Origin of the sequence: Nibrella viscosa (assembly GCF_039541875.1) — a bacterium.
GTDB classification, from domain to species: Bacteria; Bacteroidota; Bacteroidia; order Cytophagales; family Spirosomataceae; genus Nibrella; species Nibrella viscosa.
Map to the genome: position 1 here is coordinate 727,979 of NZ_BAABHB010000003.1, position 21,368 is coordinate 749,346.

Here is a 21,368-nt window from a genome sequence, read left to right on the forward strand (position 1 = left end):
AGGAACAACGCCGTTAGCGCAATCCCACGTTTACAAATATGAACCGCCTGCGCAGTTATATCGAAGCCGTAGCGCCCATTCAGGAAGTTACCTGGAACGTAGTAGCCGAATTATTCCGGCCACAACGACTGGTCAAAAACGAGTATTTTGCCCTGGCCGGCCGCGTCGAACACACTGCGGCTTATGTCGCCGAGGGCATTCTGCGGGCTTTCTACCGGGACGCAGACGGACTGGAGTATACCAAAACCTTTTTCATGGCCGACGATTTTGTGGGGGCGTTCAGCTCGCTGGTTACGGGCCAAACCAACCAGATTTATATTCAGGCCCTGTCGGACTGCGAGCTGTTCATAGCCGATTACCCGGCCCTGACGCGGCTCTACGATACTCATCCGGATTGGGAGCGCTTCGCCCGCAAACTGGCCGAGGGCTACTTCGTCTTTAAGGAACAGCGTGAACTGGAACTGGCTCTGCTGAACGCCGACGAACGCTACCTGCGCTTCCGGGCCGAGTACCCTGGCCTGGAACAGCACATCGCCCAGTACCATGTGGCATCTTACCTCGGTATCACGCCCACTCAGTTGTCGCGCATCAGGGCAAAAATCTTTGCCCGCGCCTGAATCGCTCAACATTTGTAAATGACTGGTCGCCCGGTGGTTCCATAGCTTTGTTGCTTCATCAACAGAGCTATGCCTATGAAAACCTGTCTGCTTGGGTGCCTGTTAAGTCTGCTGGTTGACAGTATGTGCCAGGCCGATCAGGCCGATACCATCCAACGGAGGGCGTACCGGCTGGTCGAATCAATATCCATAACGGGCAACAAACGCACCAAAGATTTTATCATCCGCCGGGAGATGGACGTTCAGCCGGGCGATACGCTTTGGCTTGCCTCGCTGAACGAACGCCTGCAGGCCAACGCCCGACGTATTTTCAACACCCAGCTGTTTGTGTCGGCCCAGGTGCAGGTCGACACTGCCCAGAGGACCTCTGCGGATACAACAACCCTCGCCCTACAGGTTGTCGTTAAAGAAAACTGGTACATCTGGGCGGCTCCCTACGCCCGCCTGAATGACCGGAATCTGAACGAGTGGATTGATCGGGGCAGCGATTTTCGTCGGCTCAACTACGGTGCCTTTATTGACCACGAGAATTTGTTTGGGCGAATGCAGAAACTGGAGTTTGTCTTTGAAACCGGTTTTACGGACCGGTTCACCCTAAACTACAACGTACCTTACCTGACCAAAGGCCGGAATCTGGGCTTGTTTAGTCAACTGCGTTACCAGACACTGGCCAACGTAGCCTACAACACCATCGGTAATCAATTAAATTTTATATATGAGGATGCTGCGCTGCTGCGGCAGTTTGAGGGGCGGCTAAAGCTGCGCCGGCGGCAGGGTTTTTACAGCTTCCACTACGCTGATCTGGGCTACCAGCAAACCACCATCAGTGAGTCCCTGCGTGAGCTGAACCCGTTCTACCTTCAGCCCGAACAGACGACGCAGCGGTTTATGACGCTGGGCTACACGTATCGCTACGACCGGCGTGACAACATCAATTTTGCGCTGAAAGGCCGTACGTTTATTGCCGATCTGCGCCGGATGGGGCTGCTGCCCACCGACGATTTCGAGAGCTGGCAGTTTCGGCTGGCCTACGCCGATTATTACCCGCTGGGGCGAAACTGGTTCGGTAATTACATGCTGAAAGCCAAAGCCTTCACCAACCCTGATGTACCCTACAACCTGCTGCGCGGCATCGGATACGAAGAAGACGTGCTGCGGGGCTACGACCTCTACGTCGTCAACGGGTCGGCCTACGTGTCGGGGCGGGCCAATATCAAGCGGGAACTATTCCGGCGCACCTTCCCGCTGGGTTTCATTAAATGGCGGCAGTTTAACACCCTGCCGCTGAACCTCTACCTTACTGCCTTTACCGATTGGGGCTATGTATACAACCGCTACCCCGACCGGCTCAGTAATTCACTGACAAACCGCTGGCTGCGCTCGGCCGGTATTGGTTTGGAGATCAATACATGGTACAACGCTGTCGTTCGGTTTAACCTGAGCCGCAACACGCTGGGGCAAACCAATTTCTTTATCAACTTACAAAAAGACATATGGACACGATGGAATTAAACGCTAAAGCCTGGCTTACCCTTTTGCTGGCTGGTCTGCTCAAACAAGCTGCGGCCCAAATTAACCAGACAGCCCCCGTCCAAACGCGCGACACCGTACAGATCAACGCACCGGTCGACGTGGTGTGGCGGGCGTTATCAGACGTAGCGGGCTGGCCGGAACGCTATGACTTTATTCGGGAAACGCAACCGCCAACCGACCTTCGGGCCAACGAATTGTTTCGGTGGCGTACCACTAAACTCCGGCTTACCTCCACAATTTTGACGGTGACGCCCAGGCAAACGCTGGGCTGGCAGGGTCGGCGTTACGGCGTAACGGTACGCCACTACTGGCACTTCCAGCCTACACCGGAGGGCGGTACGCTGGTGGTGTCGGAAGAGAGTCAGCGGGGCCTGCTGGTCAGCCTGCTGAAACAACGCTTCCGGCGCAGCCTGCGTGAAGGCTCCCGGAAGTGGCTTCATCAACTTAAAGCCTACAGTGAACGTACCCAGCCTTCGACTGGTGTCGGCGGCTCAATAACCTACTGAAACCTACTATGGACCTAACAGGCAATACGATGCTGATAACGGGGGCAACGTCGGGTATCGGCCTGGCACTCACTACCCGGTTTTCTGAGCTGGGCAATACGGTCATTGCCGTAGGGCGCAACCCGACCCAGTTAGCTGAACTAACCCGCCGGTCGGACCGCATTCATCCGGTGCAGGCCGATCTGGCCAGCGCGCAGGATATAGAACGGTTGGTGATGCTTGTTGAACAGCAGTACCCGTCGCTAAATGTCCTGATCAACAACGCGGGGGTGCAGTACACTTACTCCTTTGCCGAGAGCAGTGAACACCTGAGCCGCATCACGCACGAACTTACCGTTAACCTAACGGCTCCGCTGCACCTGATTTCGTTATTGTTACCCCTGTTGCTGACGCAGCCTAAAGCGGCTGTCGTCAATGTCTCGTCGGGGTTAGGGCTGGTACCCAAACGCTCGGCTCCGGTGTATTGCGCCACCAAAGCGGGGTTACACATCTTCTCGAAGGCCCTGGGCTACCAGATGAGTGGTACATCAGTACGGGTGATGGAAGTGATTCCTCCCCTGGTCGATACGCCTATGACGGCCGGGCGGGGCCGGAGCAAAATCAGTCCGGAGCAGTTGGTGGAAGAGTTTCTCCGCCAATTCGCCCGTGACCGTAGCGAAATAAACATTGGCAAAGTAGGGCTGCTGCGGCTGCTTCAACGCATCAGTCCCGCCCTCGCCGACCGGCTGCTAAGAGACGGATAGGGTATTGCGGACTAAAGGTTAAACACATGGCTCAACTGTTGAATGACCTGCTGCACCATCTGCTCCCGGCTGGGGCCGGTAATGGCAATGTCGGCGGCCCGAAGGTGCAGGGACGTGGTGTTGAGCAGGCCAGACGTAACCGTAAACTGAACCGGCGCGGCCGGCGCGTTGCCGTAGGCGCAGGGGTACAGCAGCAGTACCTGATCGGTGGCCCGGCGCAGGGCGTAACTGACCATCTGGTACAGATCGGTCTGGCTGATCCCCTGTTTGGCGTCGGCCGGCTGGAGATCCCGGCGTTTGTATTTGGTATCGACTATAAGTTGTTTGCCGGTTGTCCGGTTGGTTAGCAGCAGATCGTTACGAATCTGAAAAACCCGCTGATCCGTCAGCCAGTCCGAAGCCTGCGGTTGCACTCTGTACGGTTTGCCGAAATGCAGCCGGGTTACTTCGGTGATAAAATCTTCGTACACCACATCCATCGGCACCAGAAAGCAGAAATGCCGTTGGTGGGCATCCTGTCGGTTGAGGTAGCTGTTGGCCAGGAAGAACCGGCACATATCCAGGCAATGGGCGTATTCCTGAAAGAACCGGTTTAGCCGGATGCTGTCGCAGTCCTGAGCCGCGCAGGGAATATCGTCGACCTCATCCAGCACAAAAATTACCCGTTCCAGGTCGCGCCGGGTATCGGGACGGCACAAATGGCTCAGCCGTCGGCACACATACTTGATAATCTGGTTCAGCCGGTTGTTGAACAGGAACGGCTCGTGGTCGCAGACCAGTTGGTGCCAGTGGCCGGTACTCAGGCTGCGCTGGGTGTAAGCCGGCGTGTTGAGCCGTCCGCGCAGGTAGGGCATGGTTTCGGTGATTTCTTCGTACTGGTGGTAGGGCTGCGTACTCACCAGATTGTGGGTGATGCGGGCAAAGTACCGGATCAGGGCTTCGGGGAAATCGGCCACCGTTTCGGAGCCGGTCAGCAGATCGGCAAATGGAAACCGGATGCGTCGGCTGTAGTGGAGCCACCACAGCAGGTGCCGGAACGCTGCGTCGGCCTGCCCGGTGCCGAACAGCTTGGGCAGGATCTGGAGAGTAAGCCCGTGGTACTGGATAAAGCCCACATACTGGTTCGCCTGCATGGTCGGGTGGCCCTGATCCAGGCCAAAGTCAAGGAAGCGCTGGCGGGTAGAGCCAGCTTCTTCCGGATCATCGTCGGAGAAGATCGTCCGGGTTTGCCAGACCTCATCCAGGTACTGGCTCAATCCGGCAAACTGCTCCCACCATGCCTGGGGGACCGGCTTCCGCTGGTGCTCGATCAGCTCAATCGGGTTCACCCACATGGCTGACGGTCAGTTGATCGGTGATCGAGTCTTTTTCGGCGTCGATACCGGCTTCTTTCAGCAACGTTCTGACTTCGTCGGCCCGGCCGTTGAAGTACTCCATCAGCAGCGGAATAACGCGGTTGTTGAACACATGCGGTAGCTGCCCGGCCGGTTTATTGATGAAATACGCGTGGCCGATCAGAAAATCAGCGGGTTTGTGGTGCGCCCGGATGGCCTGGTTCAGCCGTTCCAGCACTCCTCTGGCGGGCTCATCCAGCACACCTGGTTCTGGTTTCTGGTAGATAAACTCGAACCGGCGACGCAGGGCAATATCGAGCAGGGCCAGCGACTTATCGGCGGTGTTCATGGTGCCGATCAGGTAGAGGTTGGGCGGCACGGCAAACGGTTCGCCTGACGGCAGCGTCAGGCGGAGTTCGTTCTCGGCACCGAGCCGCTTATCGTCTTCCAGCAGCGTTATTAGTTCCCCAAATACCCGCGACATATTAGCGCGGTTGATCTCATCGATAATGAGGACAAAGTTTTTTATAGAAGCCGCTCCCGGTTGTTGCCAACCGGCTTCGTAGTTCTGCTGCGCCCGTTTGGCGATACGGTAGAAAACGCCTTCGTGCCGACGGAAGCGCAGGCCGGTTCCGGTATCGTCCAAATCAGGCTTGATACCCATTACGAAGTCTTCGTAGGTGTAGTTCTGGTGAAAGGTGATGAACTCGATCTGATCGCCGAGCAACGTATTAAAACGGGCTTTGTTATCCTGGTGATTTTCGCTTTTTCTACCGTCGGCAATGTCCACCGCCAGGTCAATGGTGCCATACGTTTTGCCGGTGCCGGGCGGGCCGTAGAGGATGATGTTTTTGGGATAGTTAGTTGTTGGAGTAAGATTCATCTGAGGTTCTTCTAAAGGCCCTTCTTCCAAAAGTCCTCGCTCCCTGAAAACTGGAAGGTACTGCGGATAAGCTTTAAGGTACTCACGAAGAATTTGAGGGCCTAACGTTGTGGAAACAAACCAATGGGTGGAAAATAGATTTGAACGGTCTTTGATAGATTCTCCATCATACTTCCATGGCTGCTCGGCCAACCACTCAACTGAGCGAATGTGTTGCACTGTGTCACCTTCTTTAAATTCGTATGGACCAGTAATAATGCCAACACCAAGAACAGAATTAAGGTCATTACTGGCAAAAATCACATCTCCCATTTTTGCATTTCTAAACTTCAGGGCGTCCTTTAAATAAGTAGAGCTGTTTTTTTCTACACCCAAATGGTTTTCCAACTCACTTGTAGAGCTATACGTTCTTAGATCGCCAGGGTTCCAAGAATCGAATTTGACACCGATATACGGCTTCTGCAAATCCTCAGGTAACTTGCCGGCCAGCGGATGAGGTTTATATTTCCAAAAGGAGCGGGAGGTATGAGAAGTCTGAAATACGCCCTTATTCACTACATCGGCCTTAGCTTTACTTTCTCTGATGTACGCTAAATTCTTTTCTAGGTTCTCTTGAGGGATAATAAATGTGCTTTCCTTTCCATGCTTCCGAATGATCTCATCAATGATGGGTTTATCCATATCCAGGAAAAACTGGAAGCAATCCCGCCAATCAGTAAAATCATAAAACCGCTCAACCCGTTTTGGAAAGTACTCCCTGAATTTCTCACGACCCAGGCGATTGAGTATTTCCTCGTAAATAGGCGAGTCGGCAGCAAGAGCCGGGTCATCATATACGACTGATAAGGCAACGCTTTTTATCAGATCGCGCTGATCGTCGTAATAAAAGACCAGACCAATACACCTTGTCTTTGTATTGCTATTATTAGGCGCATATATCCCCACGTATATATAGCGCTCAGCATCGCCCGTAAAGAAGAACTTGGTTCTGGGCCGTTCAGCATGCTCTTTTTGTCGGAGGGCATACGTGAGGTTCTTATCCGGGTAGGTTCGCCGGTAGTCTTCCAGAAAATCGAAAATCTGACGGTGGTAATCGGCAACGGGCATCGTTCGGTTAATTCTATGAATAAGGGTAAGCCAATATAGGGATAATTCGGAGGCTTCCTCCGAAAATAACTGCTGGCCTCTAACTGATTTTATAGATTTAAGCGGGCATTATAGGCTTGCCCCTACAGGGCAGCAGAAGGGACAGGAATCGGCAGTCGCTACAAACCGCTGACCCCTACGGGGTAAATAGGTGCTTCATAGTACCCCGTAGGGGTCAGCGGTTTGTAGCCGGTACAGAGACGTTCATCCCTGCGCTGCCCTGTAGGGGCAAGCCTTTTTGACCGGTCAACGATCCCATTACCCTCCGGTTCCGGTTGCGTGCGAACGGTAATGTACAACGCTGCGCCCGGAAAAGAAAAACGGGCAGGCCATAAAAAAATGTCTGAAATTCTACTTTTGGCATCAGCGAACGGCTTCTGTCCGTTCGCATACTATTCAATTAATGAAGATTTGTTAATTTCGGACTGTGGGCAGAAAACCGTCTGCTGCGTTCCTGAGGGGTTAATTATGTACTTGCCGTTTGTTGTTTTTGTATTGGTCTTGCTGAGTCGGATTGCCTGCGGTCAGTCGGGGGAGGAGTGGCGGCTGGAAAAGGATAAGAACGGCATCAAAGTGTACTCCCGGCATCTGGAAGGTGCAAAGCTCAAAGAAATCCGGGTGGTCTGTGAGGTGGAGGGGACGCTGAGTCAGTTGGTGGCGTATTTGTCGGACATCGAAAACTTCAAGCATGTTGTGTACCGCACCAAAGAATCGTACCCGATTCGGTGGGAGCGCGACAATGAGGTGGTTTACTACAACGAAAGCGATTCGCCCTGGCCGGTGGCGAACCGCGATCTGGTTATGCGCATGACGTTTCAGCAGCACCCGGTCACCAAAGTGCTGCGCATCGAGGCCCGCAACGTGCCCGACGGGCTGCCTCCCAAACCGGGTATCGTCCGCATTCCCTTCTGGCATTCCGTCTGGACCGTACGCCAGGTCGACAGCCGGCACATCCACATCGACTATTTCTTTAAAGTTGACCCCGGCGGTGAAATTCCGCCCTGGCTGACCAACATGGTAGCGGCCGTGGGACCGTACCATTCCTTTCATTCCCTACAGAAGAGTCTGGGTCTGCCCCGCTACCAGAACAAAACATTCAGCTTTTTGCAGCCCTGATTATTAGCACTAGCTTTTCGGCAACGTTTCAGGCCGCCCATTGGCCACAAATTCGCTGGGCGTCAGGTGGTAAATTTCTTTAAAGGCGGTGGTGAAATTGGCCGGGTGTTCAAACCCGACCAGATAGGCGGTTTCGGTGATCGGCCGTCCGGCGCGCAGCATTTCGGTGGCCCGGAGCAGCCGGTATTGACGAATCAGCCGGGCCGGGCTAACGCCCAGCAGTGTATTTAGCTTACGGGCCAGGGACCGGGGACTCATGGCAACCTCGTCGGCCAGCAGTTCGGCCCGTAGGTCGGAGTTGTCCAGGTGCTGCTCCATGAAACTGTACAGGGTTTGCAGGAAGGCATCGGCGGGTGCCGTGGGGCTGACCACAGTAGGGTTACCCAGTTGCTGGCTGTAGTAGTCGCGCAGGGCTTGCTGGTGGGCAATGATATTGCGTAGCCGCAGCCGCAACTCATCCAGGTCGAAGGGCTTGCTGAGGTAATCGTCGGCACCCTGCGATAAGCCTTCGTGGCGGTTTTCGGGAGTTGTTCGGGCGGTGAGCAGCACCACGGCGATATGGTTGGTGACGGGATTGGTTTTAAGCGCCTTTGTCAGTTGGTAGCCGGTCATGAGCGGCATCATCACATCACTTACTACAATATCCGGCAATTCGCGCTGTGCCAGGGCCAGACCTTCTTCGCCGTTGGGGGCCGTTAATACCCGGAACGAGCCGGCCAGCGATTCAGCCAGAAACGCCAGCAGTTCGGCATTGTCTTCCACCAGCAGCAGCAGCGGTAATTCGCTGTCTCCGGTAGGGGGCAGGGCTTCAGGTTGGCTCAGTACCGGAACCGATTCCAGGGCCGACAGCCGGAGATCGGCTGCGGGTTCGTGGGCAGAAGCCGGTCGGGCGGGTAACTCAATGGTAAAGGTGGTGCCCATGCCCGGCCGGCTGCTGACCGTTAGCTGACCACCCAGCAGTTGGGTCAGTTCGTGGGTCAGGGCCAGGCCAATGCCAGAGCCTTCGTAGGTCCGGATCAGCGACGAATCCACTTGATAAAAGCGGTCGAAGATGTGGGGCAGGTGTTCGGCGGCAATGCCGATGCCGGTATCGCTCACGGCTATCCGAACGGTGGCCGGTGTCGTCTGCAGCGACAGCGTTACCCTCCCGCCCGGCGGGGTAAACTTCAAGGCATTCGACAGCAGGTTGGCCAGGATTTTCTGCCACTTATCGACGTCAAACGCCATGTCGGGCGCGGTACCGTCGGTGTCCAGATCAAGCTGAATCGTTTTCTGGCGGGCCACCTCCTGAAAGGAGTCGACCATATGCCGGACGAACGTCAGTACATTCACCCGCGACTCGGTTACGGGGAGGCTATCGGCTTCCAGCCGGGCCAGGTCGAGGAGCTGGTTAATCAGGTGGAGCAGGTTATGGGCGTTGCGCCGGATGGTGGTCAGGCTGCGCCGGGAGTGCTCGTCGGATCGGTGCTTCTGGAGCAGCGATTCCGTGGGCGCGATAATCAGCGTGAGCGGAGTGCGAAACTCATGCGTTATGTTATCGAAAAAGCGGGCTTTGAGGTCGGCTACGGCTTTTACCCGTACCGCTTCGCGCAGTTGCGCTACGTGCCGGGCCGTTTTTTCGATGGTCAGTTCGAGGTCTTTGTAGTTAATCGGCTTGGTCACAAAATCGAACGCGCCCCGGTTCATAGCCGTGCGAATGTTGTTCATGTCTCCATACGCCGACACCATGACTGCCCGGCTGGTTGGCAATTGCTCGGCCAGGTGGTTGAGCAGCGTTAATCCGCTCATGTCGGGCATGTTAATATCGAGCAGCACCACATCAATGGCCGCGTCGGCTTCAATGGCGGCCAGCGCTTCTTTTCCGCTGAAGGCGAAGCGGAAGGTATAGGTGCCATCCTCAATTTTGTGCCGGAAGCGCTGCCGCATTAACGACTCCAGGGGCGTTTCATCGTCGACAACCAGAATAGATGTAGGCATATCGGAGCAGTTTTACGGTGTTTTGATGGGCGTGGTGTAGTCGGTCAGCCGGTCGCGCAGCAGGGTAAAGTTAAGCGGTTTGGTCAGGAAGTCATCGGCCCCGTAAAGCGCAGCCTGCCGCCGTTTCTGCTCGTCGCTGTAGGCCGTTATCATCACCACGGCCGGGGGGCGTTGCGGGTAAAGGATCCGGATTTGCCGAAGCAGTTCCAGCCCGCTCATGCCCGGCATATTAATGTCGGAAAGAATCAGCACCACGCTGGCATCGGGCAGTTTGGTCAGGGCTTCTTCGCCGGAGCGGGCAAAGATGAGTTCCAGGTTTCCCCGGCTGATTTCGTACCGGAACCGCTGTTCAAACAGGCGCTGGATGGGGAGTTCGTCATCGATAACTAAAATCTTCATGGTTCAGAGGAGTTTTGCGGGTAAACAGATGCTGACGGTGGTGCCTTTGCCTTCCTGCGTGTCTAAGGTTATGGTACCGCCATGCCCGTTGGTAATAATGTCGTAGCTCAGCGATAAACCCAGACCGGTACCCTGCCCGGCAGGTTTGGTGGTGAAGAACGGCTGAAAAATTTTAGGGACAATATCCGCTGGGATGCCCGTACCGTTATCCGACACCCGCAGCTCCACTTTGCCGTTTTCGGCCTGGGTGCTGACGCTGACCTGCGGCTGGTACTCTCCTGCCCCAAGCCCCCTGCTCCTTGCCCTTTCCTGCACGGCATAAAAGGCATTGTTGTAGAGGTTGAGCAGCACCCGGCCGATTTCCTGGGGCACCAGGTTTACCGGAGCCAGTTCATGGGCAAGGCTGGTTTGGAGGGCGCAGGCAAAGTCCTTGTTTTTGGCCCGCTGCCCGTAGTAGGCCAGCCGCAGAAACTCTTCGGCCAGGGCGTTGAGGTCGGTAGGCTGGGCTTTGTCGGCGCCACTGCGGGCGTGTTCGAGCATGGCCTGCACAATGGCACTGGCCCGCCGGCCGCTCTGGGCAATCTGCTGCATGTTCTCCTGTAGATCGGTGACCAGCAGGCCGGCTTTCTGGTGGTTGCCGGTCCGGACCGCCCCGGCCAGGTCGTCGGCGAGTTCGATGGAGACTTCGGCAAAGTTGTTCACAAAGTTCAGCGGGTTCTGAATCTCGTGGGCAATGCCGGCGGTCAGCTCCCCCAGCGAGGCCAGTTTCTCTTTTTCGATCAGTTGGGCCTGGATAGTCCGCAGGGATTCGCCGGCGGCCGCCAGTTGGGTTTGCAGCGTTTGGACGTTGGTCTGCTGCCCCTGCAGCAATGCGTTAAGGGTTTGTCGCTGCCGGTTCGTTCGGTACAGCAGAAAGGTTACCCCAACCAAGGCTACGAAGGACCCCAGTGTGCCGATTAGCCATAGCTGCTGCCTGTTGTCTGGCGCTGCTTCGACTTCCAGACGTGCCTTGTCGTATGGGTTTCTCTGGTAGGCCACTGCAGGCGTCTGAGCCGGCGAAACGCAGCTTGCGCAGACCAGAATGCCTAGTACTACGACCATAGACTTCATTTGCTTGTCGATTTAAAGGCTAAGAATTCTTATCATCCTGAACTGCTGATAGCGCGCGTCTGGCCATAGCTGCCATAATCCCGTTCAGGTACAAATAAAACAGCATGCAGCCAGTTGGTCACATGCTGAGTGGAAACTAAGGTTATCCCTAACCTAAAAATTGCCTATAGCTCGATCCGGCGGATGTACGAGTAGTTCCGGTTGGGAGTTGTGACCTCCAGGGTATACGAATCATGTTTCAGCTCCGACAAATTAAGCTTGACAAGGCAGTTACTTTGGGTAACCGGCTCCCAATAAACGGCCTGTCCGTTCTTGTCCCGTACGCTGACAGCCAGCCGGTAGCGTTCCGGATTTTCTACCTGCACCCGAAGCATTTGTTTATTCTGGTATTCCGTCAGATGCGAGTTCAATCGTATATTGTAATTCAACGGATTATTGAGTTTTACCGCTGCCGTAGCTTCGGGTTTCAGCGAGGGGCCGGACCAGACTACCGGTTGGTTGTGGATAATGGTTTCCTCCAGTGGAGTTGCTTTAAGGCTGGCGGCAATCAGCCGGCTCTCCATAACCTGATCAAGGAGCTGATTGAGCCGGTCTACGTTCTGATCCGTGAGTTTTATGTACTTACCGGCCAGGACTTCTTCGTAGACGAGCTGGTTCTGCGCATCGAAAAACCTGACGTGGGTGCTGCGGCTCTGGTTATCGGTAAACAACTTCCAGTATCCTTTTTCGGCCGCAGCAGACTGCGAAAAGTAGGTATTCGGTTGGGCGGTAGTGAGGGAGGGCAGGTACAACGCCACCAAAAGGAAAAGACCTGTTGCCTGTATTGTTTTAGAGGAAGACATAGTTGTAAGCAGTTGAGGTTCAACAATGTGTTTGACGTAGACAAACCTACGGCATAACAACGTAATCGACTTTTACTTTTCGGCCAATTGCTTTTGCATTTGGGACAAAATGCAACGGAGGGCGTGGGCTAACCCAGTGCAGCGGAATCTGTTGTACTATAGGGTAAGATCACGATAAACTCGGTACCCGTACAAGGCTCAGTTTCTACCCGCATCTCGCCACCATGTCCTTTGGTCACAATATCATAGCTCAAACTTAGCCCTAAGCCTCTGCCTTCTCCCGTAGGTTTGGTGGTGAAGAAGGGCTGGTAAATCTTGTTGATGATCTCCGGCGGTATACCTGTGCCGTTATCTTTTACGCGCAGTTCTACTTTGCCCTTCTCCACCTGTGTTGTCACGTCAATCTGAGGCTGGTAGTCGGGTTGTTGCTGCTGCTTTTGCTGCACGGCATAGAAGGCATTGTTGTAGAGGTTGAGCAGCACCCGGCCCATGTCTTGTGGTGTTACGCTGATGGGCTGAAGAGCCTGGTCTAAATTCAGCCGCAGATCGGCAGTAAACCCCTGGTCTTTAGCCCGCATGCCGTAATAGGCCAGCCGCAGGTATTCATCTGCCAGCGCATTCAGGTCGGTGGGTTGTTTCTCACCGGAGGGCGTACCGGCATGGTCGAGCATACTGCGGATGATAGCTGCTGCCCGTTGCCCCTGCTCCGTAATGGTTTGCAGGTTCTCGCTGAGGTAGTCGGCCAGCGGCAGCACATCCGAGGGCCGCCCGGCTCGGACCTTTTCTTTGAGTTCATCAATCATCTCTACCGACACTTCGGCGAAGTTGGTGACAAAGTTGAGGGGGTTCTGAATCTCATGGGCAATGCCGGCAGTGAGCTCCCCAAGTGATGCCATTTTCTCTTTCTGGATTAGGTGGTTCTGAGTGTCTTTGAGCTCAGTAAGGGCGTTTTCCAGATGGTCTCGCTGGGTTTGTATCTCTTCTTTCTGGGCAAGGATTTCTTCCTTTTGGTGTTCAATCTGGCTTGTTCGTTGTCGGACCTGCTCTTCCAGCAGGCGGTTCTGCCGGCGCAGGGTGCGGGAGCGGAAGTGAACATACCCCCGCAGGCTGCTCACCAGGACTATCCCGTAGAGGAGATACGCCCACCAGGTTTGCCACCAGGGCGGATAGACAACTACTTTTATTGATGTAGGCTGTTCATTCCAGACCCCATCGGCATTGGCGGCTTTGACCTGAAAGGTGTAGGTACCGGGACTCAGATCGGTATAGCGGGCCTGCCGCATTGTGCTGGGTGCGGTCCAGTTCTGGTCATACCCTTCCAGTCGGTATACGTACTGAACCTGGGCTGCACCGGTAAAATAAGGCGTCGTAAAGCGGAAGGTCAGGTCATTTTGATCATACGCTAACGTAACCTGATCTGCCTGCGAGATGTGGGCTTGTAGAGGCTGTTGCGGACCAATTGAGGCTGGCGTGTTGAAAATATCCAGATCAGTTAACACCACATTGAGCCGCACACTATCCGGCTGTATCGCATCGGGATGGAAGGCAATAAAGCCTTCTGATCCCCCAAAGAAAAAGTAGAGGGTGCCATCGGGGCCTTTGGTACTTCGCCGGTAGAACCGTATATCCGGAAAACCCTGGGCAGGATTAAAGCTGCGCAAACTCCCGGTAGCCGGATCAAATCGGCAAATGCCGTTGTGGGTGCTAACCCACAGACGTCCCTGGCTATCGCGCTGAATCGTATGCACCGAGGGGCTGGGCAGACCCGCCTTGTAATGTTGCACTACGCCTTGCCGGGGTGCCAATTTCAATAAGCCGCTGTGGTAGTCTCCCACCCATATTTGCCCGGAGGTATCTTTTTCGAGAGCGGCAATACTATTTGGGCCTTTTGTGTAATCAAAATACGTATTCAGGACGTTTGTTTTAGGCTGATACCTACTTACCCCTCCGTTGTTCGTTCCAATCCAGATCGCTCCTTTCGGATGTTCCATGAGGTTTAGTATATTATCCTCCCGTAAACCGTCGAGGTGCCACTTTCGGGTTAATGGCTCCAACTGTCTGTGCTGAGCAGGGGAGAGTGGTAACAGTTGAATACCCCACCAGGCCGGTCGATCCGGCGGTGGGAAAGGCCAGTTTCCGGAAGGATTCGGTTGGGCAGACCAATAGCATAACCGGTAGTTGCCGGCCGGTAACGATAGTGATTCTACCTGAAGCCTGTTATCGGGTGCCCCTCCTGCGTATCGGCTGCGTGAGTGGCTCATTTGCCAGATTACCCGCCCTTTACTGTCTTCGATCCAACCATAACACCGACGGGTCGAAGACGTTGGCTGTCCCATGGCCATGACCAGAACAGCACCTTTTTTGGGCCAGGTAAAGGAAAGCGTTTTAGCAGGACCTGAATCAGGACGTAAGATAGCAGCCGGCGGTTGAGCCGAGGCCGTTAGGCTATCCAGCAGGCGCAGGAGGGCGGGATGATGGGTAGTGTCTGCTTTGTAGAGCGTTTTGACGACTCGCCCCTGGTCGGGATCAAAGCAGTTTACTCCCTGATAGGTGCCAATCCAGAGCGTGCCTTCCTGATCAGCCAGTACAGACGAGATATAAAGGCTGCTTAGCCCAGCAGGCTTGGGTATATCATTTGTAAAGCGGGTAAAGGTATTTGTCTGGCGGTTCAGCAGGCAGAGTCCGCCACCCCAGGTGCCGATCCAAAGGCGTTTTTGAGCATCCTCGACAATTGATGTAACCTGCCCCTTACCCAGGGAGGAGAGCTTATCCGGTTCATGTTGAAAATGGGTAATGACTCCCGTCTTTTTGTTCCAGCGGTCCAGGCCTTTTCCTGTACCGATCCAAAGTATACCCGGTTCGGACGGGGCCTCGTAAACAAACCTGATGATTTTGTCTGAAAAGGTATTTTTTAAGGTAGTATCACGGGTGTAGCGAGTAAAAATAGGCCTGTGCTTCTGTTTTAAAACACCTTCGCCCCAGGTGCCAATCCATACTAAACCAGCCCGGTCTACCAGAAAGGAGTAAACGCCACCACCTAACAAGAGTCCGTTGGGTGTTGTCGGATTATTTTGGTATTGAATGAAGTGATGGTGCCGGCGCACGAAACAATCCAGTCCTTTCGGCGAAACAAACCACATATCGCCATTAGGCATTTCCTGAAGAGGTACCAAAACCAGGCCACTGGGCGTGTGAGGATTAGTCGGTTCTGGTTGGTAATGAATAATCTGACCGGTTGTAAAATTCAACTCGTCGAGGCCTCGAGAGGTGGTTACCCATAAGCTTCCTGTTTTATCTTTATAGAGTGCCAGCACGGTATCGGCTGTTAACCGTTGTTTCGGAGCAGATTTCTGGTGGTAGTGCGCTATGATTTTCCCGGTGCGGGTATTAACCTGAAATAGCCCATTTCCCAGCGTTCCCACCCACAGATTTCCGAGGCTGTCTGCTCGTAGCGCAGATGGTTGCGCAAGGGTAGCCGGTGTCGAACCCGATGGCTGAGGCCGGAAGATGTCAAAGCGATCCTGTGCCCGGTTATGGCGATGCAGCACTGACGTGCTGCCGGGTTTGTTTTTGTCGGTCGTAATGACCCAGATGTTGCCCTGCCTGTCCTCTTCAAGACCGTATAGTTCTCGGAGTGTTTCAAAACCCTGATCGTAAATGGCCGAATGGGTCAGACCCGATGAGTGCTGGCCTGTATGGCGGTAAAAGGTCCACCGGCCGGTTTTGGGGTCTAACCGGTTCAGCACCAGATGCTGTTGTTTATAGTTCATGCAGATGGCCCAGATCTGGCCTTGCCGGTCCTGATGCAGGCACCAAACCCACGGACCTGGCTCCGTTGGCGATTCGGCACCAGTTGGCGTATGATCGTAAAAGCGATGGGTAGATCGTTCAAAGCGGTACAATCCTTCTCCACCAATCCATATGTCGCCATTCCGGTCTTCCAGCAACGTTGTGATCAGGCGGGCCTTTAAACTGTAGGGGTTATGCTCCTCGTAACGGTATACCGTCATTTCCGTACCGTCATAGCGTGTCAGTCCGTTTTGAGTACCCACCCAGATAAAGCCCAGGCGATCCTGCAGCAGAGAGAATCCCGAGTTATCGGGTAACCCATCGGCCGTGGTGAGCTGGTCGAAACGAAGTTTCGGGGCTTGGCTGTAACCAGGATCAGGCAGCGTCAGCAGAACCAGTAGGAGTAGGGTGCGCATGGTATCCGGCAGATTAAGCAGTGACGGTGACAGGTAAATGTACGTATGCCTGTGGCGGAGCACCTAAAAACGGGCGTTAGGAAAACGTTAGAATTGAATACCGGCCAGGAATTGGTTAAGAAGGGGCTGGCCGGTGACGGTAAAATGGGTGGCGGTAACCAAAGGTTGCTCCCTAAAAATAACTACCCCGGAGGACCATGCTTTTGGGCTGGTCCTCCGGGGTAGGGTATTAATGGCAATCAGGTTATATACTGCTTCCTTCCAGGAGTTAAAACGAACGTTACTGCGGACGCGAATAGGAAATCCGGTAGAGCGTTCCGTTCAGGTCGTCGGTGACGTAGAGGGAGCCGTCCGGACCTTGTGCCAGGCCGCAGGGGCGGTGCTGCACCGGACCGGTGGGTTTGGCCAGGTCGATACCAGAGAAGTTGTCGGCAAAGATCTCCCAGGGACCTGAGGGTTTTCCGTTTTTAAACGGCACAAACGCCACCATATAGCCCTTCTTCAGCTCCGGCGACTGGCCATGAAAGGCAATGAACGCACCATTGCGGTACCGCTCGGGGAACATGGTGCCGGTATAGAACAACAGGCCGTTTGGACCGAGGTGAGCCGGGAAAGCCGCTACGGGATTGATGGCTTTGGCACCACCGGTCTTTTTGCCGTCACCGCCGTATTCGGGAGCGAGTATTTTCTTTTTCTGAAATTGGTCGTAGTAAATGTACGGCCAGCCGGCATCGTCGCCCTTGTGCAGTTCGTACATGGTTTCGGCGGGTAGCAGGCTGCTTTGCTCAGGTGTATAATACTGCGGATAAAAATCGTGGAATTGGTTCCGGCCGTGCTGCATCACAAACAGGGTGTTGGTTTTGGCGTTCCAGTCCAGCCCGACTACATTCTTCAGGCCGGTAGCGTAACGGAGGCCGTCGCCGTAGGTCTGGTTTTGCTTATCGGCCCGAAACTGCCAGATACCACCGGCCGAATCCAGGGTGGGGCAGGGCATCAGCCCTTTGCCGGTGCCGGGTTCGCGGCAGGGGTCGTTGTAGGCCGCTATGTTGACGTAGATGTTTTGCTGGTTATCCACCACAATCGACTTCGACTCGTCGCGGCCTTTCGCCAGCAGACCCGTTACCAGTGTTTCAGGCTGGTCGGGCTGTAGTACCTCCTCTTTGTCGTTTAACTTATACCGAAAGACGCTGGTGTTGGACGAAGTATACAGGTATCCGTTCTTGAGGTAGATGCCGGTGCCGGGATAGTCGCCGAAGCCGGTTCGTTCGTCAATGACCCCATCTTTGTCGGTATCGCGCAGGCGGTAAATGCCTTTGCCGTCTTTCAGTTTGGATAGTTTAACGTAAATGTCGCCTGTTTTGCTGACGACGACATGCCGGGCCGGTCCCAGGTTCTCGGCGATGATAGAAGCCGAGAAACCGGCGGGCGTTTTTATTTCAGGAGCCGGTTTGGCTTTAGGGGTTTTGGCTGAGGTAGGTTTATCGTCGGACGAAAAAGCCTTGGGTGCCTGGTAACCTGCCAGTAAGGTCAGCAGGAGCGCGGTACGCAAATAGGTCTGGTTCATGATCAGGGTTAAGTACACTGCTTACCAAAGTAGGCCCATGTCATTTTCTAACCTTTATCTGAAAGCAGGAATGACCAGCCGCCTGTTTGAAACGGAATTTTTGTGGTAAATTAGGTTGTTAATCATCCACTGCCATGTTGACGTTCTTTCAGAAAACCGGCACCTATCTGGCCTTACTGCTCATTTTCGGGGTGGTGTTGTACGCCCTGACCTATTTTGTGCCTTCGTACCAACCCGGCTTTCTCCGGCAGAAGCCCCTCGACAATAGCCTGTGGCGGCTTGCCTTCTGGACGCACATTGGTCTGGGAGCGGTGGCCCTGGCGCTTGGTCCGTTCCAGTTCTCGACCCGCATCCGAAATCGCCGGCGGCAACTGCACCGAAGCCTGGGCAAGGTTTATGTAGGTAGCATACTGGTCGGGAGCGTTTGCGCATTTTATGCCGCCGGGTTCGCCAGTACCGGTTGGGTGGCGGCCACCGGTTTTGCCCTGCTGGCGGTAGCCTGGTTTTACACTACCTTTCGGGCATACCGGGCCATTCGGCAGGGACAGACCGAAACGCATCGGCGCTGGATGTACCGGAGCTACGCCACCACACTGGCTGCGGTTACGCTGCGCATCATTCTGCCGGTCGAACTGGCGCTGCTGCATTTGCCTTTTTCCACGGCTTACCCCATTGTGGCCTGGTTGTGCTGGGTGCCCAATCTGCTGGTGGTCGAATGGTGGCTGAGCCGCCAATCGGCACGGAGGCCTCGCCGGGAATATGCATAGACCGGGTTACCTACTCCTCTATTTGCCGGAGGTCCCGCTTATCGAGCCAGCCACGGGTCGTTTGCCCCTGATCATTGGTGTACTCTACCCGGATAAACCCGTTCCGATCGTCCAGCGGCCGGAGCCGGGCATTATTCCAGCGGTTGATGTGGATGTTAGGCTGTCGGGTACTGGCGTCCGGCTCCGTGTGAAAATGCGCATAATCAGATTTCACGGTGTATAGTCGTACCTCGCTGTTATCGTCCGATTCGTTGTCGGATGTCTCAGTTGTTTGCTCCGGTGTGGTATTCGTTTGGGCGGGTGGCGTAGCCGGCGTGTTTGTTCGGGTATCCGTGGCTTCCTCCGTTGGCCGGGCCTGGTTGCCGGCATCCCGCGCACTTTCGTTTTCTACCGTATAGCCACCAGTGGTTTGTTCGGGCGTATCCGTTGCTGTACTTGTATCCCGCGATGAAAGCGCCGATCTGGCCCCACCAGCAGGTTTGTCGGCGTACATTCTGTACCCGGCAAACGCACCGAGGCCGACCAGCACCAGCAGGGCAGCAAAAAAGGTGGCTTTGGGGATGCGAATCACCGATGAGTCATCATTCGGCTCCGGTGCGTAAGTTACCGGGCTATTTCGTAATCCGTTCCGGTCGGCCTCCTCACGGGCGAGGGTTTCGTTCAGTCGGGCGATTTCACGCTGCTGCCGGGTCGTCGTTTCTTCATATTGCCGGATCTGGCTTTGCAGGCGCTCATTCTCGGTTTGCAGGACGGTAGCACTGGCGGCCCCGGCTTCGTTGCGCTGTAAGGCCAGGGTGCTCCCGGAGACGATAGCCTCGTGTAGTTCCATACCGTTCCGATACCGGTTTTCCGGCTTTTTCTCCAGGCATTTGCCGATAACCGTAAGCAGCCAGTCTGGTACCTGCATTTCCCTCGTTTTGCGGTCGTCGGCCCAACTGGCGGGCAGGTTTTGCCGGCGTAGCGCCAGCACATCCGGCACGGGCGTTTCCATATGCGCCACCATTACGTTGTTGCGGGCGGTTTCGCCTTTGTCCGTCAGCGGAAAGGGCACCCGGCCGGCCAGAATCTCGTACAGCACCACCCCGAAGCTGTACACATCCGTCTGAAACAGCATCTGCCCTTCGTTCTGCTCCGGAGCCATAAATTCAATAGCTCCGGCATGGCGCAGACTGGTCCGGCGCTGCTCATCCGACATCACCGCCAGCCCAAAATCCAGCAGCACATAGTTGCCGGTGTGGATGTTGAACTTAACGTTGTTGCTTTTGATATCTCCGTGTCGTACGCCTACTTTATGGCAGTGCGCCAGGGCATTGCCCAGCTGATCAGCCACTTTCATCACCTCCCGGATGCTGAACACCGGCTCGTGCGGTGGTTTCAGGAGTTCTTCGAGGTCGGGGCCTTCGATGAATTCCATTTCGATGAACGGAAACGAACCGCTTTCCGTCAGCCCGGAGTTCAGGATCTTGACCACGTTGGGGTTCGGCTGCTCGTTTACCTTTTTGAGCTTGTCGACTTCATTCTGGAAGTCGCGGTAATTTTTATCGTCGGTGCTTTCGGTATGAATGGGTGTCGGCAGCAGTTTCACGGCGGTAATGATCTCCCCAATGCGCCGGCCCTTATAGACCGAGCCCTGCCCCCCGGTGCGCAGTGCACCCATATTCTCCAGCCCTTCCGTTATCGTGAATACTTTAGCCATAATTGAAAGTCGTTTGAGGTTTAAGGTTTAACGTTTAACGTTCAAATGGCGAAGCAACCGCCGGGCGGCCCCGCTCAAACCTTAAACGTTAAACCTTAAACGACACCCGATGAGTAACTAAACTCCAAAACTGCTGATTCGCCTAAAATGATTTGGTCACCTTCCTGAAGCCGGTGGCCGACCTGCGTGGAATGGAGCTTGACGGGTTGCTCATCGGCGGCCGACCGGACCTTGATCTTGTTTCGGGGGGGAACGCCCCCTTCGTCGGCAAAGAACATGAATGAGGCCGATTCGGGGTCCCACTCGATATGGGCGTGCTGTCGGCTGATGAATTTGTTGCTTTCGTGGGAACTGTCGGCCGGGAAGGCGATGGCATTTACCCGGAAAAAGCCGTCGGCCTGCTGTACTTTTTTCTCCCGGCCAATGTTGATTTTACCGCCGGTAGACGTAAGCGTGTATTCCTCTTTTTCGGCCTCGCCGTTCAGGACCCGGATATAGGCTGTCGACACTTTATGCATCGCAGCAATGCGGGTATTGATGTACAGCGACGCGTCAAGACCGGGTATTTTTCGGCCTTCAGACGGCAGGCTATCCACAAAATTGGTCTCATACGTCCAGTTCTCGGGCAGATCGATGGCGAAATCGTCAGCGATTTTCTGGATTTCGGCCCTGAACCGCCCTTCATCGGCCTGATAGACGGCGGCCTCGTATAAATGTTGCTCGTCGGCCGGCGGGGCTATGTAAAGCTGCAAGCCTTTAATGGCGTGGCCTTCTCCACCTTCGGCTTTCTGTAACTGCTCTTTAATGAAGCGCAGCAGCGTATCCCGAATGGCTTTTACATCCTTCGGACCATTATCGGCTTTTTTATTAAAGAAATTAAACATAAAAGGATTGGGGATTTGGGATTGCGGATTTTGGTCGGGCGTAGCG

Annotated in this window: 16 protein-coding genes and 1 pseudogene; 6 read left to right on the forward strand and 11 right to left on the reverse strand. The window is 54.8% G+C overall.

Features of this window, described 5'->3' with window-relative positions; genetic code table 11:
* Positions 1-38: 38 nt before the first annotated feature.
* The 4 genes from ABD931_RS11670 (at position 39) to ABD931_RS11685 (ending at position 3,399) form a co-directional block, all read left to right on the forward strand.
* Positions 39-617, forward strand: a complete 579-nt coding sequence (locus ABD931_RS11670; protein WP_345267195.1) for a Crp/Fnr family transcriptional regulator — start codon at positions 39-41, stop codon at positions 615-617.
* A gap of 75 nt (positions 618-692) precedes the next feature.
* Positions 693-2,129 carry a BamA/TamA family outer membrane protein gene (locus ABD931_RS11675; RefSeq protein WP_345267197.1) on the forward strand — a complete coding sequence of 479 codons (1,437 nt, stop codon included), beginning with the start codon at positions 693-695 and terminating at the stop codon, positions 2,127-2,129.
* Positions 2,111-2,656 carry an SRPBCC domain-containing protein gene (locus ABD931_RS11680; protein WP_345267199.1) on the forward strand — a complete coding sequence of 182 codons (546 nt, stop codon included), beginning with the start codon at positions 2,111-2,113 and terminating at the stop codon, positions 2,654-2,656. Before ABD931_RS11675 ends, ABD931_RS11680 begins: the two co-directional genes overlap by 19 nt.
* A gap of 8 nt (positions 2,657-2,664) precedes the next feature.
* A complete protein-coding gene (locus ABD931_RS11685; protein ID WP_345267201.1) occupies positions 2,665-3,399 on the forward strand; it encodes an SDR family oxidoreductase in 735 nt (244 codons plus the stop codon).
* Between the two features lie 11 nt (positions 3,400-3,410).
* Here the strand turns inward: ABD931_RS11685 and ABD931_RS11690 are convergent, their stop codons facing one another.
* The 3 genes and pseudogenes from ABD931_RS11690 to ABD931_RS29435 all read right to left on the reverse strand — a co-directional run.
* Positions 3,411-4,733 carry an McrC family protein gene (locus ABD931_RS11690; RefSeq protein WP_345267203.1) on the reverse strand — a complete coding sequence of 441 codons (1,323 nt, stop codon included), beginning with the start codon at positions 4,731-4,733 and terminating at the stop codon, positions 3,411-3,413.
* Complete coding sequence (locus ABD931_RS11695) at positions 4,714-5,616, reverse strand: McrB family protein (RefSeq protein WP_345267205.1); 903 nt, start codon at positions 5,614-5,616, stop codon at positions 4,714-4,716. The genes ABD931_RS11690 and ABD931_RS11695 overlap by 20 nt, the downstream gene beginning before the upstream one ends.
* Positions 5,617-5,799: 183 nt before the next feature.
* A pseudogene (locus tag ABD931_RS29435) lies at positions 5,800-6,723 on the reverse strand (DUF8426 domain-containing protein); the annotation flags it as partial.
* 507 nt (positions 6,724-7,230) lie between these two features.
* Here ABD931_RS29435 and ABD931_RS11700 point away from each other — a divergent pair.
* Positions 7,231-7,878, forward strand: a complete 648-nt coding sequence (locus ABD931_RS11700) for an START domain-containing protein (protein ID WP_345267207.1) — start codon at positions 7,231-7,233, stop codon at positions 7,876-7,878.
* A gap of 9 nt (positions 7,879-7,887) precedes the next feature.
* Here ABD931_RS11700 and ABD931_RS11705 read toward each other — a convergent pair whose 3' ends face one another.
* The 6 genes from ABD931_RS11705 to ABD931_RS11730 all read right to left on the reverse strand — a co-directional run bounded on the left by ABD931_RS11705 (position 7,888) and on the right by ABD931_RS11730 (position 17,975).
* A complete protein-coding gene (locus tag ABD931_RS11705; protein WP_345267209.1) occupies positions 7,888-9,855 on the reverse strand; it encodes a response regulator in 1,968 nt (655 codons plus the stop codon).
* 12 nt (positions 9,856-9,867) lie between these two features.
* On the reverse strand, positions 9,868-10,254 hold the full coding sequence (locus tag ABD931_RS11710; RefSeq protein WP_345267211.1) for a response regulator: 387 nt from the start codon (positions 10,252-10,254) through the stop codon (positions 9,868-9,870).
* 3 nt (positions 10,255-10,257) lie between these two features.
* Entirely contained in the window at positions 10,258-11,364 is a 1,107-nt protein-coding gene (locus tag ABD931_RS11715) for a sensor histidine kinase (protein WP_345267213.1), read from the reverse strand.
* A gap of 164 nt (positions 11,365-11,528) precedes the next feature.
* On the reverse strand, positions 11,529-12,206 hold the full coding sequence (locus ABD931_RS11720) for a hypothetical protein (RefSeq protein WP_345267215.1): 678 nt from the start codon (positions 12,204-12,206) through the stop codon (positions 11,529-11,531).
* A 128-nt stretch (positions 12,207-12,334) separates the two neighbouring features.
* Positions 12,335-16,411, reverse strand: coding sequence for a sensor histidine kinase (locus ABD931_RS11725; protein WP_345267217.1), 4,077 nt, complete (start codon positions 16,409-16,411; stop codon positions 12,335-12,337).
* Between the two features lie 280 nt (positions 16,412-16,691).
* Positions 16,692-17,975, reverse strand: coding sequence for a PQQ-dependent sugar dehydrogenase (locus ABD931_RS11730; RefSeq protein ID WP_345267219.1), 1,284 nt, complete (start codon positions 17,973-17,975; stop codon positions 16,692-16,694).
* A 134-nt stretch (positions 17,976-18,109) separates the two neighbouring features.
* On the opposite strand from ABD931_RS11730, the gene ABD931_RS11735 reads away from it, so the two are divergent.
* Positions 18,110-18,742 carry a DUF2306 domain-containing protein gene (locus ABD931_RS11735; RefSeq protein ID WP_345267221.1) on the forward strand — a complete coding sequence of 211 codons (633 nt, stop codon included), beginning with the start codon at positions 18,110-18,112 and terminating at the stop codon, positions 18,740-18,742.
* Between the two features lie 10 nt (positions 18,743-18,752).
* Here the strand turns inward: ABD931_RS11735 and ABD931_RS11740 are convergent, their stop codons facing one another.
* Together ABD931_RS11740 and ABD931_RS11745 are read right to left on the reverse strand one after the other, a co-directional pair.
* On the reverse strand, positions 18,753-20,438 hold the full coding sequence (locus ABD931_RS11740) for a serine/threonine protein kinase (protein WP_345267223.1): 1,686 nt from the start codon (positions 20,436-20,438) through the stop codon (positions 18,753-18,755).
* 95 nt (positions 20,439-20,533) lie between these two features.
* The gene (locus tag ABD931_RS11745) at positions 20,534-21,322 is read right to left on the reverse strand and encodes an FHA domain-containing protein (protein ID WP_345267225.1); all 789 of its coding nucleotides are present in this window, start codon (positions 21,320-21,322) and stop codon (positions 20,534-20,536) included.
* Positions 21,323-21,368: the final 46 nt, after the last annotated feature.

Excerpts from the sequence above, each read along its gene's own strand:
- ABD931_RS11670 (WP_345267195.1), top strand. The coding sequence starts at position 39 with ATGAACCGCCTGCGCAGTTATATCGAAGCCGTAGCGCCCATTCAGGAA.
- ABD931_RS11675 (WP_345267197.1), top strand. The coding sequence starts at position 693 with ATGAAAACCTGTCTGCTTGGGTGCCTGTTAAGTCTGCTGGTTGACAGT.
- ABD931_RS11680 (WP_345267199.1), top strand. The coding sequence starts at position 2,111 with ATGGACACGATGGAATTAAACGCTAAAGCCTGGCTTACCCTTTTGCTG.
- ABD931_RS11685 (WP_345267201.1), top strand. The coding sequence starts at position 2,665 with ATGGACCTAACAGGCAATACGATGCTGATAACGGGGGCAACGTCGGGT.
- ABD931_RS11690 (WP_345267203.1), bottom strand. The coding sequence starts at position 4,733 with ATGTGGGTGAACCCGATTGAGCTGATCGAGCACCAGCGGAAGCCGGTC.
- ABD931_RS11695 (WP_345267205.1), bottom strand. The coding sequence starts at position 5,616 with ATGAATCTTACTCCAACAACTAACTATCCCAAAAACATCATCCTCTAC.
- ABD931_RS11700 (WP_345267207.1), top strand. The coding sequence starts at position 7,231 with ATGTACTTGCCGTTTGTTGTTTTTGTATTGGTCTTGCTGAGTCGGATT.
- ABD931_RS11705 (WP_345267209.1), bottom strand. The coding sequence starts at position 9,855 with ATGCCTACATCTATTCTGGTTGTCGACGATGAAACGCCCCTGGAGTCG.
- ABD931_RS11710 (WP_345267211.1), bottom strand. The coding sequence starts at position 10,254 with ATGAAGATTTTAGTTATCGATGACGAACTCCCCATCCAGCGCCTGTTT.
- ABD931_RS11715 (WP_345267213.1), bottom strand. The coding sequence starts at position 11,364 with ATGAAGTCTATGGTCGTAGTACTAGGCATTCTGGTCTGCGCAAGCTGC.
- ABD931_RS11720 (WP_345267215.1), bottom strand. The coding sequence starts at position 12,206 with ATGTCTTCCTCTAAAACAATACAGGCAACAGGTCTTTTCCTTTTGGTG.
- ABD931_RS11725 (WP_345267217.1), bottom strand. The coding sequence starts at position 16,411 with ATGCGCACCCTACTCCTACTGGTTCTGCTGACGCTGCCTGATCCTGGT.
- ABD931_RS11730 (WP_345267219.1), bottom strand. The coding sequence starts at position 17,975 with ATGAACCAGACCTATTTGCGTACCGCGCTCCTGCTGACCTTACTGGCA.
- ABD931_RS11735 (WP_345267221.1), top strand. The coding sequence starts at position 18,110 with ATGTTGACGTTCTTTCAGAAAACCGGCACCTATCTGGCCTTACTGCTC.
- ABD931_RS11740 (WP_345267223.1), bottom strand. The coding sequence starts at position 20,438 with ATGGCTAAAGTATTCACGATAACGGAAGGGCTGGAGAATATGGGTGCA.
- ABD931_RS11745 (WP_345267225.1), bottom strand. The coding sequence starts at position 21,322 with ATGTTTAATTTCTTTAATAAAAAAGCCGATAATGGTCCGAAGGATGTA.